Origin of the sequence: Actinophytocola xinjiangensis, assembly GCF_001921215.1 — a bacterium.
GTDB lineage: Bacteria > Actinomycetota > Actinomycetes > Mycobacteriales > Pseudonocardiaceae > Actinophytocola > Actinophytocola xinjiangensis.
This window is the reverse complement of the sequence record NZ_MSIF01000032.1, coordinates 17,004-33,840: the sequence shown is the minus strand read 5'-3', so window position 1 is coordinate 33,840 and position 16,837 is coordinate 17,004. Positions and strand designations below refer to the sequence as shown.

The window sequence follows — 16,837 nt, the reverse complement described above, 5'->3', positions numbered from 1 at the left end:
GCGGATGCCTGCGTCAGGACGGCTGGCCGGCCGGTCCGCGATCGTGACCGGTGGGGCACAAGGCATCGGTGAGGCGATCGTCGAGACGTTCCTCGCCGAGGGGGCCGAGGTCGTGTTCCTCGACCGGGACGCGGTGACCGGTCGGCACACCGAACGCCGCCTTTCCGGCAGCCGCTTCCTGGAATGCGACGTCACCGACTCCGGGCAGGTCACCGCCGCTGTCGGGGAAACACTGACCCGGCTCGGGAAGATCGACATTCTGGTCAACAACGCCGGTGTCGCCGCCTATTTCGACGCGGCCACGATGACCGAGCGGCAGTGGGACCAGGTCTTCGTCGTCGACCTGAAGGCGGTGTGGCTGTGCGCGCGGGCCGTGCTGCCGGCGATGCGGGCCGCCGGCGCCGGCAGCATCGTCAACATCTCCTCCATCCACGCGCGGATGACCGAGGCCGGCGCCTTCCCCTACGCCGCGGCCAAGGCCGGGGTGCTCGGGCTGACCAGGAGCCTGGCGCTGGACGAGGGCCCACGCGGCATCCGGGTCAACGCCGTGTCCCCCGGCTACACCAGGACCCGGCTCGTCCAGGACTACCTCGACCGCCAGCCCGACCCGGCCGCCGCCGAACGCGCCGTGCTCGACGTGCATCCGCTGGGCCGCATCGTGTCCCCGGCCGAGGTCGCCTCGGTGGTGGCCTTCCTCGGCTCGGCGCAGGCGTCCGGGCTGACCGGCGCCGACGTCGTCGTCGACGGCGGCCTCAGCGCGAGGTTCGCCACCTAGACCGACCGATCCCACCGACCGACCAACGGAGTCCGTGCATGGAAGTCGCGCAAGGCATCCACCGCCTGGAGACGCCCTTCGGCGAGCGGGTCAACGCCGTGTACCTGCTGGCCGGCACGCGGGCCTCGCTGCTGGTCGACACGGCGACCAGGGACACCGCCGGGCACTACCTCGACCGCGTGCGGCAGGCGGCCCCGCTGCGCTACGTGCTCAACACCCACTCCGACTGGGACCACACCGCCGGCAACGGGGTGGTCGCCGAGGCGTTCCCGGACGCGTCGCTGCTGGCCCACGAGCTGGACCGGCCGATGATCGAGGACGTCGAGGCGCTGATCGCCCGGCGCTACGGCGAGTTCGCCGGCCCGCACGGCCACGACGAGACCGCCGAGGCCAAGGACGCCGTCCGCGCCGCCACCGCCACCACATCGGTCCACATCGGACTCACCGGTGGTGAGACGATCGACCTGGGTGACGGCTGGCGGGTCACCGTTCTGCACACCCCCGGGCACTCCTGGGGCAGCGTCAGCGTGTTCGACCCGCGCGCCAACGCCGTGATCGTCGGGGACGCGGTGCTCGGCGACGCCGTCCCGACCGCCGCCGGCGCGCCGGCCTTCCCGCCGACCTACCGCTACCTCGACACCTACCTGGCCACCATCGGCCTGCTCACCCAACTCGCCCCCCGCGTCCTGCTGACCGGCCACTACCCGGTGTACCGCGACGACCAGGTCGCCGAGTTCCTGCACGGCTCGCGCGCGTTCACCGACCGGGTGGACCGCGCGGTCCGGCGCCACCTGCGCGAGGCAGGGGAACCGGTGTCGATGGCCGGGCTGGTCGGGGCGCTCGGCGCGTCGCTGGGCCACTGGCCCCGGGAGGCGGACCCGGCGCTGCACTTCCCGCTGTCCGGGCACCTGGAACGGCTGGCCGCCACCGGGCAGGTGCGGGTCGGCGCCGGGGACGACGGGCGGGTCCGGTACACCTGGCTCGGCGAGCCGTGATCCGCCTGGACAACGGCGCGATCGCCGTCGAGGTGGCGCCGGGGCGCGGCGCGGAGATCCGGTTCCTCGGCCGCCCGGGCGGGGACAACGTCCTGTACTACGAGCCCTCCGACGTGCCGCTGCCGGCCGGGCGGTCGGTGAGCTACGGGCGCGACGACCTCGACTGGCTGTCGGCCTACCGGGGTGGCTGGCAGGAGCTGTTCCCCAACGCCGGTGCGGCCTGCGAGGTGGCCGGCGTGCCGCTGGCCTTCCACGGCGAGGTGTCCGCCGCCGAATGGTCCGTTGTGGACAGTGGACGCGGGTTCGCCGTGCTGGACTGTGCCGCCCGGCTGCCGCTGGTGCTGCGGCGCCGGATGACGCTGGAGGACCGGCGGCCGGTCCTGGTCATCGAGGAGACGGTGACCAACGTGGCCGGCTTCCCGGTGGACTTCCTGTGGGGCCACCACCCGGCGTTCGAGGCGCGACCCGGCGCCCGCCTCGACCTGCCGGACGCGGCCACCCACGTGCCGGCCGACCACGACCCCGAGTTCAACGACCTGCGCGCCGGCTCGGCGCGCTGGCCGTTCGCCCCCGGCAAGGACGGCGCCGACGTCGACCTGCGGGCCGTGCCGGACACGCCGACCGAACGCGTGGTCTACCTGACCGGCCTGGCGCGCGGCTGGGCGGCGTTGCGCGACGTCGAGCGCGGCACCGGCGTCGCGCTCGGCTGGGACACCGCCGTGTTCCCGCACGCCTGGCTGTGGACCGAGATCGGCGGCCGGGACTTCCCCTGGTACGGCCGGTCGCGGATCGTCGCGCTGGAACCGGCGTCGGCCTGGCCCAACGACGGGCTGGCGGCGGCCATCGCCCGGGGGCAGGGGCACCGGCTGGGACCGCACGGCGCGCTGTCCACCCGGCTGACCGTGACCCTGTTCGCCGCCGACGAGCGCCCGGTGTCCGCTGTGGACGCCGACGGCGGCGTGCGAACCTGACGAGGAGCGTCATCATGGCCCGGTACCGCCGTGCACTCGGCGCCCTGCTGCTGTTGCCGGTCGTCGCCTGCGGCACCGACACCGGTTCGGCGACCTCGGTGACGTTCCTGCTGCGCTCCCAGGGCGGCACGACCTACTTCCAGCAGGTCGCCGGCGGCGCGCGGGCCGAGGCGCAGCGGCTGGGCCTCGACCTGGCCGTGCAGTTCACCGACAGCTCCGACCAGCAGCTCTCCGCCGCCGACACGGCGATCGCGGCCGGCGCCGACGGTCTGATCGTCACCATCCAGGACCCGGCGATCGGCCCGGCGATCGCCGCCAAGGCCTCGGCCGCCGGCATCCCGCTGCTCGCCTCCCCGGACTCGTTCGACGACGCCGCCGGCGACCCGGTGCCGGTCGTCGCGCTCGACGGCGAGCAGGTCGGCGCCGACGTCGGCGCGGAGGCGGCCCGGCTCCACCAGGGCAGCGGCTGGGACCCGGCCGGCGTGCGGGTCGTGTCGGTCGAGCTGCCTGGCGTGTCGACCTGCATGGACCGCACCGACGGCGCGCTGGCGGCGTTCGCCGACGCGGAGCCGGGCCTGGCGGAGTCCGTGCTGCGCGTCGAGTACGACGGCACCCTCAACTCCGCCAACGACACCGTGAGCGCCGCGCTCAACAACCACCGCGACGTGCGCCACTGGATCGTCTGGTCGTGCAACGACGAGGGCGTGGTCGGCGCGATCACGGCGCTGGCCAACGCCGGGATGGGCGCCGACCGGGTCATCGGCGTCGGCCTGGGCGCCAACCTGGCGTGCGACCAGTGGGCGGCCGGCGGCGCGTCGGCCTACCGGTCGGCGGTCGCGCTCGACCCGAGGGACAACGGCCGGATCGCGGTCGCCACCCTGCACCGCCACCTCACCGGGGGCGAACCACTGCCGGCGGTGACGCTGTTCACCGGCGAGCTGGTCGGGCCGGACACCGCCGCCGGGGAGCTGCCGTGCGGGTGAGCGGCGTGCGGGGCGGCGGTGTGCCGGCGCTGGAGCTGCGCGGGGTCGGCAAACGCTACGGCGGCGTGGTGGCGCTCGACGACGTTGGCCTGGCCGTGGCGGCGGGTGAGGTGGTCGGGCTGGTCGGGGAGAACGGGGCGGGGAAGTCGACCCTGCTGCGGGTGCTGGCCGGGGAGGTCCCGCCGGACGCCGGCACGCTGGTGATCGGGGGCGTCCAGCGCGCCGGCTTCGGTGGGCCCCGGGCCGCGCGGGCCGCCGGGGTGCGGGTCGTGCACCAGGAACCGGAGCTGGTGGGGTCGCTGACCGTCGCCGAGAACCTGTTCCTCGGGGCGGTCGGCGCGGCGTCGACCGGGCGCCGGGTCGTGCGCTGGTCCGGGCTGTACGCGGCGGCGGCCCGGGAGTTCGCCCGCCACGGGCTGGGCGCCGAGCTGGATCCGCGCACGCCGGTCGAGCGGCTGAGCCCGGCGCGGCGCCAGCTCGTGGAGGTCGTGAAGGCGCTGCGTGAGCGTCCGGCGGTGCTGGCGCTCGACGAGCCGACCGCCGCGCTCGCCGAGGACGACACCGACCGGCTGCTGGCGGTCGTGGAGCGGCTGGCGGCCGGCGGGGTGGCGATCGTGTACGTCTCCCACCGGCTGCGGGAGGTCCGGCGGGTGGCCGACCGGATCGCCGTGCTGCGCGACGGCGTGCTGGTCGCCGACGAGCCGGCGGACGCGGTGTCCGACGCCGACCTCGTCCGCCGGATGGTCGGTCGCGCGCTCGCCGCCGCGCCCGCCTGGACGCGGCCCGGCCCCGAGCGGCTGCGGGTCGAGGGGCTGTGCACGCGGCGGCTGCGGGACGTGTCGCTGTCGGTGCGGCGCGGTGAGATCCTCGGTGTCGCCGGGCTGGTCGGCGCCGGCCGCTCGGCGCTGGCCAGGGCGCTGTTCGGCGCGGCCCCGATCACCGCCGGGCGGATCACCGTCGACGGCGAGCCGGTGCGCCCGGCCGGGCCGAGGGCCGCGCTGGACGCCGGGATAGCGCTGACCCCGGAGGACCGGCTGGCCGACGGGCTGGTCCTGGACCGGGGCGTGCGGGAGAACCTGACGCTGTCGGTGCTGCGCCGGCTCACCGTCGCGCGGTTCGTGCGGGTCGGTGAGCAGCGCCGGGTCGCCAGTGGGCTGGCCACCTCGCTGCGGATCAGGGCCGGGTCCCTGGACGCGCCGGTGAACACGCTCTCCGGCGGCAACCAGCAGAAGGTCGTGGTCGGCCGCGCGCTGTCGACCGACCCGAGGGTGCTGGTGCTCGACGACCCGACCCGGGGGGTCGACGTCGGCGCCAAGGCCGAGCTCCACCGGATCGTGCGCGAGCGCGCCGACCGGGGTATGGCCGTGGTGCTGATCTCCTCCGAGCTGCCGGAGCTGCTGGCGGTGGCCGACCGGATCCTGGTGCTCGCCGGTGGGCGGGTGACCGGTGAGCTGACCCGCGCCGAGGCGACGGAGGAGAAGCTGCTCGCGCTGGCCCTGCCGGGGTCGTCATGACGGCCAGGACGGTGACGGTCAGAACCGTGACGGCCAGGGTCGTGCGGGCGGTCGGCGGGCAGAACCTGAGCCTGCTGCTGGCGCTCGGGCTGCTGGTGGTGGTCGTCGGCAGCCAGCGGCCCGCCTTCTTCCTCCCGATCAACCTGGTCAACATCGGTGTGGCGGTGTCGCTGCTCGGGCTGGTCGCGCTCGCGCAGACGGTCACGGTGATCTCCGGCGGGTTGGACATCTCCGTCGGTGCGGTCGTCGGGGTGGCCTCGGTGGCCGCGGCGATCGGTGCGGCGGCCGGCACGGTGGCCGGAGTGGCGCTGGGGGTGGCGGCCGGCGCGGCCGCCGGCCTGATCAACGGCGCGCTCATCAGGTTCGGCAGGGTGAACGCCGTCATCACCACGCTCGCGACGTTCTCCGCGTTCCAGGGCGTGACGTTCATCCTGGCGGGTGGCGAGGCGATCGGCGTGCGCACGCCGGGGTTCCTCGCTCTCGGGGCGGGCCGGGTTCTGGGGGTCCCGGTGCCGCTCGCCGTGCTGGTCGTCGCCGTCGTGGTGTTCCACGTCGTGCTCCGCTACACCGATCTCGGTCGCAACGTGTACGCCATCGGCGGCAACACCTCCGCCGCGTGGCTGGCCGGGGTGCGGGTCAACCGGTACACGACCGGGATCTACCTGGTGGCCGGGGTCGTCGCCGGGATCGCCGGGGTGTTGCTGACCGCGCGCAGCGGCGCCGGTGTCGCCGACTCGGGCGCGCCGAACCTGTCGTTGCAGTCGATCGCCGCGGTGCTGCTCGGCGGGTGCGCGCTGGCCGGCGGGCGGGGGACGGTGGCCGGCACGGTGCTGGGGGTGCTGTTGCTCGGGGTGTTGCAGAACGGGTTGGTGCTGCTGGACGTGCCGCGGTTCTACCAGTTCGTGGCGCAGGGAACGCTGCTGGTGGTCGCGGTGATGATCCAGGAGTACCGGGGTGGGCGGCGCTCCCGGCCGGCCGCGGCGGGGGGCTGGCCGTGACGACCGCCCCGCTCGTGGAGCTGACCTGCGCGACCGTCGACGTGCCGCTGGAGCGGCCGGTGCGGGCCGGCCGGTTGGTGATCGACGCCCGCCAGTACTGCTGTGTGCGGGCGCGGTTGGCCGACGGCGCCGAGGGCGCGGCCTTCGTCCTGACCAGGGGGCTGGACGTGGCCGCGTCCCTGGCGACCGTCGTACTGCCCCGATTGTCGCATGTGGACGGTCTGCGGGTGGGGCTGCGCAACCTCGGCTGGGACGGCGCGATCAGCCGGGCGGCCGCGGCGGTCACCCTCGCGCTGCTCGACGCCGGCGCGCGGTCCGCCGGCGAACCGGTGTGGCGGCTGCTGGCCCCGGACGTCCCGGTGCCGGCCGTGGTCCCGGCCGGCGTGGCCATCGGGTACGCGCCGGTCGAGAACGACGCGAGCGCGACCGAGACCGGGGAGGCGGCGCTCGCGGCCGAGGGCGGCGCGGCCTGGGTGAAGCTCATGGGCGGCCCCGACCCCGAGGTCGACCTGGCCCGGCTGCGCCGGGTGCGGGCCGTGGTCGGCGAGGGCGTCGGCGTGGCGCTGGACGTCAACGGCGCCTGGCCGGTGCCGCTGGCCAGACAGTGGTTGCCCCGGCTGGCCGACGAGGGACTGGCCTTCGTCGAGGAGCCGGTGCCCTACGAGCTTGGCCTGGACACCGTCCGCGCCCTGGCCGGTGTGCGGCGACCGCCGCTGGCACTGGGCGAGGTCTGCGCGTCGGTGATCGAACTGGAGGCGCTGGCCGCCACCGGCCTCGTCGAGCACCTGCGCCCGGACGCCACCGTGCTCGGCGGCCCGGAACCCTTCGCCCGCGTCCTGGCGGCCACCGCCGGCCCCGGCCTGGTGCCGCACTTCTGGCCGGAGGTCCACCGCCACCTCGTCGCCGGCTTCCCCGGCGCGGCGGTCCTCGAGTGCGTCGCCCCGGGCGCCGGCGGGTTCGGCCTGGAACGGTTCGTCGACGGCCTCGCCCGGCTGACCGGCGGTGGCGTCACGGTGCCCGACGAACCGGGCTTCGGCTACCGGCTGGACTGGACGGTCGTCGAGACGCTCGCGGCCACCCCACCGACGACCTACCGGACGGGAGACCCATGAGTACCGCGGTGGTGACCGGTGGCGCGAACGGCATCGGCCGGGGGGTCGCCGGACGGCTGGCCGCCCAGGGCTGGCAGGTGGTGATCGTCGACCGGGACGCCGCCGCCGCGCGGGCGACCGCGTCGGCGCTGGGTGTGGACCACACCCCGGCCGACGTCACCGACCCGGACGCGCTGGGCGCCGCGTTCGCCGGTGCCGCCGCGCGGCACGGACCGATCGACGCCCTGGTCACCTCGGCCGGCATCACCCGCGTCGGCGCCTCGGCCGACCAGTCGCCGGCCGACTGGCGGGCCGTGCTCGACGTCGACCTCAGCGGCACGTTCTACGCCTGCCAGGCCGCCTACCCGCACCTGCCCGACGGTGGCGCCGTGGTCACCGTCGCCTCGATCGCCGCGTTCCGGGGCCTGGCGCGCCGGGCCGCCTACTGCGCGGCCAAGGCCGGGGTCGTCGCGCTGACCCGCTGCCTGGCCGTGGAGTGGGCCGGACGCGGGATCCGGGTCAACGCGGTCGCGCCCGGCTGGGTGGACACCCCGTTCCTGCGGGCCGCCGCCGACCGCGGTGACGTCGACCTCGACGAGCTGGCCGGGCGCCCGCCGCTGGGTGGGCTCGCCGGGGTCGAGGACGTCAGCGGGGTGGTCGAGTTCCTGCTCTCCGCCGGGGCCCGGTTCGTGACCGGCCAGACGGTGTGCGCCGACGGTGGCTGGGTGTGGGCCGGTTAGCCGGCCCGAACCCGCCGCGCTCGGGAGGATGGCGCCATGACGACCGACGAGCCCCGCACCGATCCCACCCGCCGCGCCGGCGTGCGCCAGGTCGCCGAGCGGGCCGGGGTCGCGCTGTCCTCGGTGTCCCGCGTGCTCTCCGGCCACCCCGACGTCAGCGAGCTGATGCGCCACCGCGTGCTGGACGCGGTCGCCGCGCTCGGCTACGAACCGGACCACCTCGCGCAGAGCCTGCGCCGGGGCGCCAGCATGACCGTCGGCTACGTCGTCGGCGACATCTCCAACCCGCTGACCGCGCAGATCGCCCTCGGCGCCGAGACCGCGCTGCGCCGCGCCGGGTACTCGTTGCTGCTGGTCAACTCCACCAGCGACCCCGACCTGGACGCCCAGCACATCCGGCTGCTGCGCCAACGGCGCACCGACGGGCTGCTGCTGGCCATGGCCGACGAGAGACACGCCGCCACCATCGCCGAGCTGGAGCGCTACCCGGGGCCGTGTGTGCTGGTCGACCGGGTGTGCGCGAAGCTGCCGCGCGCCAGCGGTGTGCACAGCGACCACCGCGCCGGCCTGAGCGCGGCCGTCGAGCACCTGTACCGGTTGGGGCACCGGCACATCGCACTGGTCAACGGCGACCCCCGGGTGCTGCCGGCCCGCGAACGCGCCGCCGTGCTGCGCCGGTTCGCGCGGGGCGTGCCGGACCTGGAGGTCACCGTGCGCCCCGGCGGGTTCACCGCCGCGCACGGCCGCGACGCCACGGCGGCACTGCTGGCCGGCGGAGCGGGGCGGCCGACCGCGGTGATCGCCGGCGGCAACCAGATCCTGCCCGGCGTGCTGGCGGCCGTGCGCGCCGCCGGGCTCACCGTGCCCACCGACCTGTCGCTGGTGACCTGCGACCAGGTGGCGCTGGTGGAGTTCCTGCGCCCGCCGCTGGCCACGGTGACCCGCGACCTGGGCGACCTGGGCGAGGTCGCCGCCGCGCTGCTGCTGGAACGGCTGTCCGGGCGGGCGCGGCGCCGGGTCACGCTGCCGACCGGTTTCCGCGCCGACCACAGCTGTGCGCCACCACCGAAACGTCCGACCTAGGGAGGGCCGCCATGTCCGGTTCGCTGGCCGACCTGAGCGCGATGCTGCGCATCCGCCACTTCGAGGACGCCGTGCGGGACCTGTTCACCCGCGACCTCGTGCGGGGCAGTACCCACCTGTGCCAGGGCCAGGAGGCGGTGCCGGTCGGGGTGTGCGGCGAGCTGGCGCCGGGCGACACGATGACCTGCACCTACCGGGGCCACGGCGCGGTGCTGGCGATGGGCAGCCCGCTGGACCGCTGCTTCGGCGAGATCCTCGGCCGCGCGGGCGGGGTGTGCGGCGGCCGGGGCGGGTCCATGCACCTGACCGACGCGTCGGTCGGCGCGCTGGGCTCCAACGCGGTCGTCGGCGCCCAGCTGCCGATCGCGGTCGGCGCGGCGCTGGCCGCCCAGCACCTGGGGACCGGCGCGGTCACCGTGACCTTCCTCGGTGACGGCGCCACCAACATCGGCGCCTTCCACGAGTCGGTGAACCTGGCGGCGATCTGGCGGCTGCCGGTGGTGTTCGTCATCGAGAACAACCAGTACGGCGAGTACAGCCCGCTGGCGACGACCACCCCGGTCGCCCGGCTCGCCGACCGCGCCGCCAGCTACGGGATCCCCGGCGTGTTCGTGGACGGCAACGACGTCGGCGCGGTCCGCGCGGTCGCCGCCACCGCCGTGGCCCGCGCGCGGGCCGGCGACGGGCCGACCCTCGTCGAGGCCGACACCTACCGCCAGCAGGGCCACTCCCGGTCCGACCCGGCCACCTACCGGCCGCCGGGCGAGCTGGAACGCTGGCTGGCCCGCGACCCGGTGACCCTGCTCGCCGACCGGCTCACCGAGCAGGGCGCCGCCACCCCCGCCGAGCTGGACGCGGTGCGTGAGCGGGCCCGCGCCGAGGTCTCGCAGGCGTTGGAACGGGCCCTGTCGTGGCCGATGCCGCATCCCGACACCCGGCTGGAGGGCGTGTACGCATGAACTACCGCCAGGTGATCGCCAGGGCCATCGGTGACGAGATGGCCGCCGACGACCGCGTGATCCTCCTCGGTGAGGACGTGGCGGCGGCCGGTGGCGCGTTCAAGACGACCGTCGGGCTGCTGGAGCGCTTCGGCCCGCAGCGGGTGCGCGACACCCCGATCTCCGAGCAGGCCATCGTCGGGGCGGCGCTGGGCGCGGCGCTGATGGGACTGCGCCCGGTCGCCGAGATCATGTTCGCCGACTTCGCCGGTGTCTGCTTCGACCAACTGGCCAACCAACTCGCCAAGTACCGGTACATGAGCGGCGGCCAGTTCCGGGTGCCGGTCACCATCCGGATGGCCAACGGCGCCGGCGCCGGGTTCGCCGCCCAGCACTCCCAGCCGGCGGAGAACTGGCTGCTCAACGTGCCGGGTCTGAAGATCGCCGTGCCGGCGACCGTCGCCGACCTCTACGGCCTGCTGCGCACCGCGATCCGTGACGACAACCCGGTGGTGGTGTTCGAGCACAAGAACCTGTTCGCGGTGAAGGGTGAGGTCGGGCCGGACGCGGCGCTGGTCCCGCTCGGCGTGGCCGACGTGGTCCGCCGGGGTGGGGACCTCACGGTCGTCGCCACCCAGCAGATGCGCCACCGCGCGGTCGAGGCGGCCGGGCGGCTGGCCGCCGACGGTGTCGAGGCGACGGTCATCGACCCCCGCACGCTGGTGCCCTTCGACGACGAGACGGTCGTGGCCAGCCTGACGGAAACCTCGCGGCTGCTGGTCGTGCAGGAGGGTCCGGCCGGCGGCAGTTGGGGAGCGTCGCTGGTGGCGCGGATCGCCCAGGACCACTTCGACCTGCTCGACGCCCCGCCGGTGCTCGTGGCCTCCGACGACACGCCGGTGCCCTACGCGGGGCCGCTGGAGGACGCCTGGCTGCCCACCGTCGACCGGATCGTCGACCAGGCCCACCGCCAGCTCGCCTACTGAGAGATGTCGCCCACGGAACGGAGAACACCATGCGGGTACGACCGTTCGACCGGAGCCGGTTCACCAGGAGCCAGCCGACCGACGGCGACGCGGCCAGGATCCGGCGGATCCTGGCCAACGCCAACCGGTACGCGCTGACCACCTGGTGGCACACGGTGCGCGACTACGACGCGCAGACCGGTGACCACCTCGACCTCGGCGGCATCGCCGAGCCGAACATCCGCCCGCCGGCGAGCGAGGCGTACGCGCTGGCCGTGGCCCTGGCGACCGGCGCCTACAGCGCGAGGTCGACCGGGGTGAGCGAACGGACCGCCCGCGAGATGACCGCGAAACTGGTGCGCTCACTGGCTTTCCACCACCGGGTCAACACCGAGGGCGGCTGGGGCTACGACTGGCAGACCGCGCTGTGGGCGGCGCTGGCCGGCAACGCCGGCTGGCTGGTCTGGCACGACCTGTCCGAGACCGACCAGCACCACGTGTGGCGGATGGTCGAGTTCGAGGCGAACCGGTTCCTCGGCTGGCCGCTGCCCTACTGGCGCAACCGCGCCGGCCGGTACACCGGGGCGTGCGGGGACACCAAGGCCGAGGAGAACGCGTGGAACTCGCGGCTGTTGTTCCTGGCGGGGGTGATGATGCCCTGGCACAGTCGCCGCGCCGGCTGGGCGTACAAGGCCGCCGAGCTGAGCATCGGCGCGTTCGCCCGACCGTCCGATGTGGACAACCAGCGGGTGGTGCGTGGGCGTCCGGTCGGCGACTGGCTGGAGGGCACCAACATCAACGAGGACGGCTCGCTGGTCAACCACAACATCTACCACCCCGACTACGTCACCACGATCAGCGAGATGGTCAGCGGTGGCCTGGTGTACGGGCTGGCCGGGCGGCGGATCCCGGTCAACGCCCTGCACGGCCTGCCGGTGCTCTACGAGAGCCTGGTGGACAAGCCGTGGTGGCCCTCGCCGGACCGCCCGTGCCCCAACAGCCCCGGCTTCCTGCCGCCGACCGCCGCGAACCCGACCGGCACGATGTACGTCCCCGGCTCCGACGACGTGTACTACCCGCAGGGCAACGACTGGGGCACCATGCGCCGCGCCCACTTCGCCGAACTGGACGCGATGGCCGGTGTGTTCCGCGCCCACCGGGGTGCCGGCGCGTGGGAACGGCGGCACGCCAAGCGGGTGCTGGACATGCAGCGCCGCCCGCTGCCCGGCGGGCAGGCCAGCGACGGCAGCACCTACCGCTCGCCCGAGGAGGACACGTACTCCGGGCGTGAGGAGTGGGTGGCCGCGCGCGCGGCGGAGACCTGGCTGACCCACTGGCTGGCCCACCACGGTGCGCTGCGCACCACCAACGCCGCCGACCAGATCGTCGTGTGCAACACCGACCGGGGCGTGGCCGTGACCGGGCGGTGGACGGTCGGGAGCCCGGCGGTCAACGGGCCGCAGGTGTTCGGCACGGGGGTGCGGTACAAGGCCGCCGGCACCGGCGAGGCGTCCGTGCGGTTCACCCCCCGGCTCACCGCGACCAGGACCTACGACGTGTACGCGTGGTGGATCTCCTCGGACTCGCAGGCCTCCGACGCGCCCTACACCGTCGAGCACACCCGCGGCACGACCACCGTGCGCGTCGACCAGCGCACCGGCGGCGGCGCCTGGCACCGCCTCGGCACGTTCACCCTCGGGCCGGGCGGCAACGTTCTGCTCACCGACGACGCCGACGGGTACGTGGTGGCCGACGCCGTACGGCTGCGCCCCCGCTGAGCGCGGGGAATCGCGTTGGCAAACTTGTGTTACAAGTTCTGAACTTGCCCGGCCCGCGAACTGGACCGAGCGGGTCACCGAGGCCGACGCGACCCTGCCGCCCGCCGAGGAGATGACCGCCCGGCGGCCGGTGGACGGGCCGTTCGACATCAACCCGCCGAGGGCGATGATCGACCAGGTCGTCACGCTGATCCAGCGCGCCAGCGCGGAGACCGCCGCCGAGGTGCGCCAGGCGCGGGCCAGCGCCGCCCAGCCACGCCGGCTCACCAGGGGCACCAGCACCGACGGCCACGCCGTGGTCCGGCTCGACGGCGAACAGGTCGCCCAGGTGGAGATCGACACCACGGCGTCCTGGATCGCCACCGCCAACCAGCTGGTGATCGCCGCCGAACTGCGGGCCGCGTTCGCCGACGCCTACCGCAACCTCGACGACGCCGCGCGGCGCCATGGCCACCGACAACCGGTGGAAGGGCGCCTCGGCCGACGCCTACAAGGCCACCCTCGGCCCGCAGCACACCGCGCTCGCCGCCGTGAAGCCGATGACCGACGCCATCGACAGCGCGCTCGGGAAACTGGCCATCGCGATCTGCACGGCGCTGGGCGCGGCGTTCGTCGCGTTCGTCGCCGAACTCGTCGCCGCGGCCGGTGCCACGGTCGCCTCCGAGGGCGCGGCCGCCCCGGCGACCGTCCCCGCCGCCGGAGTCTCGGTCGCGAAGGTGGCCGCCGCGGTCGCCGCGGTGTTCGGCGTGATCGAGGGGTTCGTGCTGTCCTCGGTGCTGCCGGCGTTCAAGGACCTGAGCCAGCAGCTCGGCAAGAACGCCGCGTTCCCCGTCGGTGCCGGCGGCGAGAACGACTGGCCCAAGCTGACCAGCGACCTGTCCGACTCCAGCCACCGCACCAACCGCGGTGTCAACCCGCCGTGGGAGATGAGCGAGGCCTGACCGGGACTTCCGTCCGACGGGCTCCCCGGGTTTGAATGGTCGCCGGTGCGCACGGCCTGACCAGGGGTTGTCGCCGGACCCGGGGAGCGGACGCGACGGATGACGGTGGACACCCGCACGGGCACCGGCCGGGTCGTGGCGCCGGTTCTGGTCGGCCGGGACGACCAGCTGCGCCGGCTGACGAGCGCGGTCGTCGGGCCGCCGGCGGTGGTCGTCGTCGAGGGGGAGGCGGGGATCGGCAAGACCCGCCTGGTCGCCGAACTGGCCGCGCACCCCGACCTGGCCGGCCGCCCGGTGCTGACCGGCTCGTGCCGGCGCATCCGCGAGCCGTTCCCGCTGGGGCCGGTCGTGGAGGCGCTGCGCGGGGTCGGTGACCGGCTGACCGGTGAGCTGTCGCCGGTGACCGGGTCGCTGCGCGGGCTGCTGCCCGAACTGGCCGGCGTGCTGCCGCCCTCGCCCGAGCCGCTGGAGGACCGCGCGGCGCAGCGGCACCGGGTGCTGCGCGGGCTCACCGAGGTGCTGCGCGCGCTCGGCGAGGTCGTGCTGGTGCTGGAGGACCTGCACTGGGCCGACGAGCAGACCCTGGTGTTCCTGTCCTACCTGCTGGCCGCCCCGCCGCCGGGCACCGCCGTGGTGCTCACCTACCGGGGCGAGGAGACCGGCGCCGAGGTCCGCGAGGTGACCGCCAGGGTCGCCGACGCCGTGCGCCACGACCACCTGGTGCTGCCGCTGCTGGACGCCGCCCAGACCGGGGTGCTGGCCGCGACCATCCTGGACACCGAGGACCTCACCGCCGAGTTCGAGGCGCACCTGTTCGAGCGGTCCTCCGGGCTGCCGCTGGCCGTGCAGGAACTGCTGGCGCTGCTGCGCGACCGGGGCTCGCTGATCCCGCTGCGCGGCGGTGGGTGGGCGCGCCGCGCGCTGGCCGAGCTGGACGTGCCGCCGGGCGTGCGGGACCCGGTGCGCGAGCGGGTCGGCCGGCTGCCGGCCGTCGCGCGGACCGTCGCCGAGGCGACGGCCGTGCTGGCCGCGCCGGTGCCGGTCGCGGTCCTGGCCGAGGTGAGCGGGCTGGCCCGGGAGGACGCCGTCGTCGGCCTGGACGAGCTGCTCGTCGCCGGCCTGCTGTCCGAGACCGACGGCCAGGTCGGCTTCCGGCACCTGCTGGCCGCGCAGGCGGTCTACGGCGGGATCCCGTTCGGCCGCCGGCAGGAGCTGCACGCCAGGGCGGTGGTCGCGGTGCGCGCGCTGGATCCGGTGCCGCTGGGCCAGGAGGCCCACCACCTGCGCCAGGCCGGCCTGCTGACCGAGTGGGCGGCGGTGGCCGAGCGGGTCGCCGACCGGGCCTCGGAACTGGGCGACGACGCCGAGGCCGCGCGGATCCTGGAGGACGTGCTGCGCACCGCGCCGCTGCCCCCGGACCGCCGGGCCACCCTGGCGGTGCGGCTGGGCTGGGCCGCCGGCCAGGTGCTGCGCCCGCCCGATGTCACCGACCTGCTGTCCGACGCGCTGGCCGCCGAACCCTCCGGGCTGGCGCGCGGGCAGCTGCACTTCTTGGTCGGCCTGATGTGGGAACGGTTGGGACGCCACGACACCACCGCGCAGCGCCGCTCGTTCGTGGCCGCCGTCACCGATCTCGGCGAGGCCCCGCAGCTCGCGGCGTGGGCGATGGCCTCGCTGGGCCGCGCGGTCGACCCCGAGGTCCCGCTGGCCGAGCACGCCGCCTGGCTGGACCGCGCACTGGCGGTCGTCCCGGCGATCGGCGACCCGGTGGCCGAGGTGTTCGTGCTCGGCAAGATCGCCATGTCGCTGTGCGCCTACGGCGACCCCCGCTGGGCCGGCCTCACCGACACCATCGTCGCCAGGACCGCCGGTCGGCCCCGCCACCGCCAGGAGGTGCACGCCTACCGGTCGATCGCCGAGGAGGCGTGCGTCGCCGGGCACCTGGCGGTCACCGACCGGCTGTTGGCCGCCGCGTTGGCCGCCGCCGGTGAGGACGACCCCTCGCCCGAGCCGCTGCACCGGTGCCGGCTGGTGGCGCTGCTGCCGTCCTGGTGCGCCGGCCGGTGGTCGGACCTGGACCGGGAGGCGGCGGCCCTGCTCGACGAGTACCGGGGCCGCCCGTCCGACCGGGTCACCCCGGAGCTGGTCGCCGCCTGCCTGGCGCTGGCCGCCGGCGAGGTGGACACGGCCCGTCGCGACCTGCCGCAGGTCGTGCGCCGCGCCGAGACCCTGGGTCTGCACGACCTGCTGCCGCTGCCGGTGACCGCGCTGCTGCGGCTGGCCAGCGCGCACGGCGACCCGGCCGAGGCGTTGACCGACACCGCCGGCGTGGTCGCCGTGTGGGAGACCAAGGGCCTGTGGCCGCTGGCGGTCCGGGCACTGCCGGCGCTGACCGAGGCGATGGTGCTGGCCGGGCGGCGCGCGGCGGCCGTGGACCTGGTCGCCGGGGTCGGCTCGGCGCTCGACGGACTGGACGCCCCGCTGGCCGCCGCCGCCCTGCCGCACGCGCGCGGCCATCTGGGGACCGACCCGGCCGGCGCGGCGACCGACTTCCTCGCCGCCGCCTCCGCCTACGACCGGCTGGCCGCGCCCTACGAGGCCGCCCAGGCACGAGAGCTGGCCGCCGCGCGGCTGGTCACCGTGGACGCCGCCCGAGCGGTGGCGCCGCTGCGCGCGGCGATCGACGCGTTCGCCCGCCTCGGCGCGCGCTGGGACCTCGACCGGGCCGCCCAGCTGGCCAGGGGGAACGGGGTCACGGTCGCCGGGCGCCACCGGGGCGGCCCGCACGGCTACGGCGCCGCGCTCTCGCCCCGGGAACGCGAGGTCGCCGAGCTGGCCGCGTCCGGGCTGACCAACCAGCGGATCGGCCGGGAGCTGTTCCTGTCGCCGCGCACCGTGGAGAAGCACCTGGGCGCCGCGCTGCGCAAGCTCGGCCTGCGCTCGCGCGTGGAACTGGGGACCCGGCTCACCCCCGACCCGTAGTGCCCCGCCCGGAGCCGGCCCGGCGATTGGGGGGAGTTACCCATAGCCCCACCCCCGTCGGGAACCGACGCTGACCACATGAC

Annotated in this window: 14 protein-coding genes; all 14 read left to right on the top strand. The window is 75.5% G+C overall.

The window, feature by feature from the left end; genetic code table 11:
• The first annotated feature begins 4 nt into the window (after nucleotides 1-4).
• Nucleotides 5-775 (top strand): glucose 1-dehydrogenase, encoded by a 771-nt coding sequence (locus tag BLA60_RS37325; RefSeq protein ID WP_075137802.1) that lies wholly within the window; start codon nucleotides 5-7, stop codon nucleotides 773-775.
• Between the two features lie 38 nt (nucleotides 776-813).
• Complete coding sequence (locus tag BLA60_RS37320; RefSeq protein ID WP_075137801.1) at nucleotides 814-1,770, top strand: MBL fold metallo-hydrolase; 957 nt, start codon at nucleotides 814-816, stop codon at nucleotides 1,768-1,770.
• Nucleotides 1,767-2,741 carry a DUF4432 family protein gene (locus BLA60_RS43975; protein ID WP_075137800.1) on the top strand — a complete coding sequence of 325 codons (975 nt, stop codon included), beginning with the start codon at nucleotides 1,767-1,769 and terminating at the stop codon, nucleotides 2,739-2,741. The genes BLA60_RS37320 and BLA60_RS43975 overlap by 4 nt, the downstream gene beginning before the upstream one ends.
• A gap of 14 nt (nucleotides 2,742-2,755) precedes the next feature.
• Nucleotides 2,756-3,724, top strand: a complete 969-nt coding sequence (locus BLA60_RS43970) for a substrate-binding domain-containing protein (RefSeq protein ID WP_075137799.1) — start codon at nucleotides 2,756-2,758, stop codon at nucleotides 3,722-3,724.
• Nucleotides 3,715-5,238: a sugar ABC transporter ATP-binding protein gene (locus BLA60_RS37305; RefSeq protein WP_084735926.1), complete on the top strand. Its 1,524-nt coding sequence runs from the start codon at nucleotides 3,715-3,717 to the stop codon at nucleotides 5,236-5,238. The genes BLA60_RS43970 and BLA60_RS37305 overlap by 10 nt, the downstream gene beginning before the upstream one ends.
• Nucleotides 5,239-5,264: 26 nt before the next feature.
• Nucleotides 5,265-6,236: an ABC transporter permease gene (locus BLA60_RS37300; RefSeq protein WP_162293069.1), complete on the top strand. Its 972-nt coding sequence runs from the start codon at nucleotides 5,265-5,267 to the stop codon at nucleotides 6,234-6,236.
• Complete coding sequence (locus tag BLA60_RS37295; protein ID WP_154814861.1) at nucleotides 6,233-7,348, top strand: enolase C-terminal domain-like protein; 1,116 nt, start codon at nucleotides 6,233-6,235, stop codon at nucleotides 7,346-7,348. Before BLA60_RS37300 ends, BLA60_RS37295 begins: the two co-directional genes overlap by 4 nt.
• Nucleotides 7,345-8,067 (top strand): SDR family NAD(P)-dependent oxidoreductase, encoded by a 723-nt coding sequence (locus tag BLA60_RS37290; RefSeq protein WP_075137796.1) that lies wholly within the window; start codon nucleotides 7,345-7,347, stop codon nucleotides 8,065-8,067. Before BLA60_RS37295 ends, BLA60_RS37290 begins: the two co-directional genes overlap by 4 nt.
• 36 nt (nucleotides 8,068-8,103) lie before the next feature.
• On the top strand, nucleotides 8,104-9,150 hold the full coding sequence (locus BLA60_RS37285) for a LacI family DNA-binding transcriptional regulator (protein WP_075137795.1): 1,047 nt from the start codon (nucleotides 8,104-8,106) through the stop codon (nucleotides 9,148-9,150).
• A gap of 11 nt (nucleotides 9,151-9,161) precedes the next feature.
• Nucleotides 9,162-10,109 carry a thiamine pyrophosphate-dependent dehydrogenase E1 component subunit alpha gene (locus tag BLA60_RS37280; protein ID WP_075137794.1) on the top strand — a complete coding sequence of 316 codons (948 nt, stop codon included), beginning with the start codon at nucleotides 9,162-9,164 and terminating at the stop codon, nucleotides 10,107-10,109.
• Complete coding sequence (locus BLA60_RS37275; protein ID WP_075137793.1) at nucleotides 10,106-11,074, top strand: alpha-ketoacid dehydrogenase subunit beta; 969 nt, start codon at nucleotides 10,106-10,108, stop codon at nucleotides 11,072-11,074. The genes BLA60_RS37280 and BLA60_RS37275 overlap by 4 nt, the downstream gene beginning before the upstream one ends.
• A gap of 29 nt (nucleotides 11,075-11,103) precedes the next feature.
• Nucleotides 11,104-12,831 carry a golvesin C-terminal-like domain-containing protein gene (locus BLA60_RS37270; RefSeq protein WP_075137792.1) on the top strand — a complete coding sequence of 576 codons (1,728 nt, stop codon included), beginning with the start codon at nucleotides 11,104-11,106 and terminating at the stop codon, nucleotides 12,829-12,831.
• A gap of 446 nt (nucleotides 12,832-13,277) precedes the next feature.
• Nucleotides 13,278-13,772: a hypothetical protein gene (locus BLA60_RS37265; protein WP_075137791.1), complete on the top strand. Its 495-nt coding sequence runs from the start codon at nucleotides 13,278-13,280 to the stop codon at nucleotides 13,770-13,772.
• 99 nt (nucleotides 13,773-13,871) lie between these two features.
• The gene (locus BLA60_RS37260; protein WP_075137790.1) at nucleotides 13,872-16,754 is read left to right on the top strand and encodes an ATP-binding protein; all 2,883 of its coding nucleotides are present in this window, start codon (nucleotides 13,872-13,874) and stop codon (nucleotides 16,752-16,754) included.
• The last annotated feature ends 83 nt before the right edge of the window (nucleotides 16,755-16,837 follow it).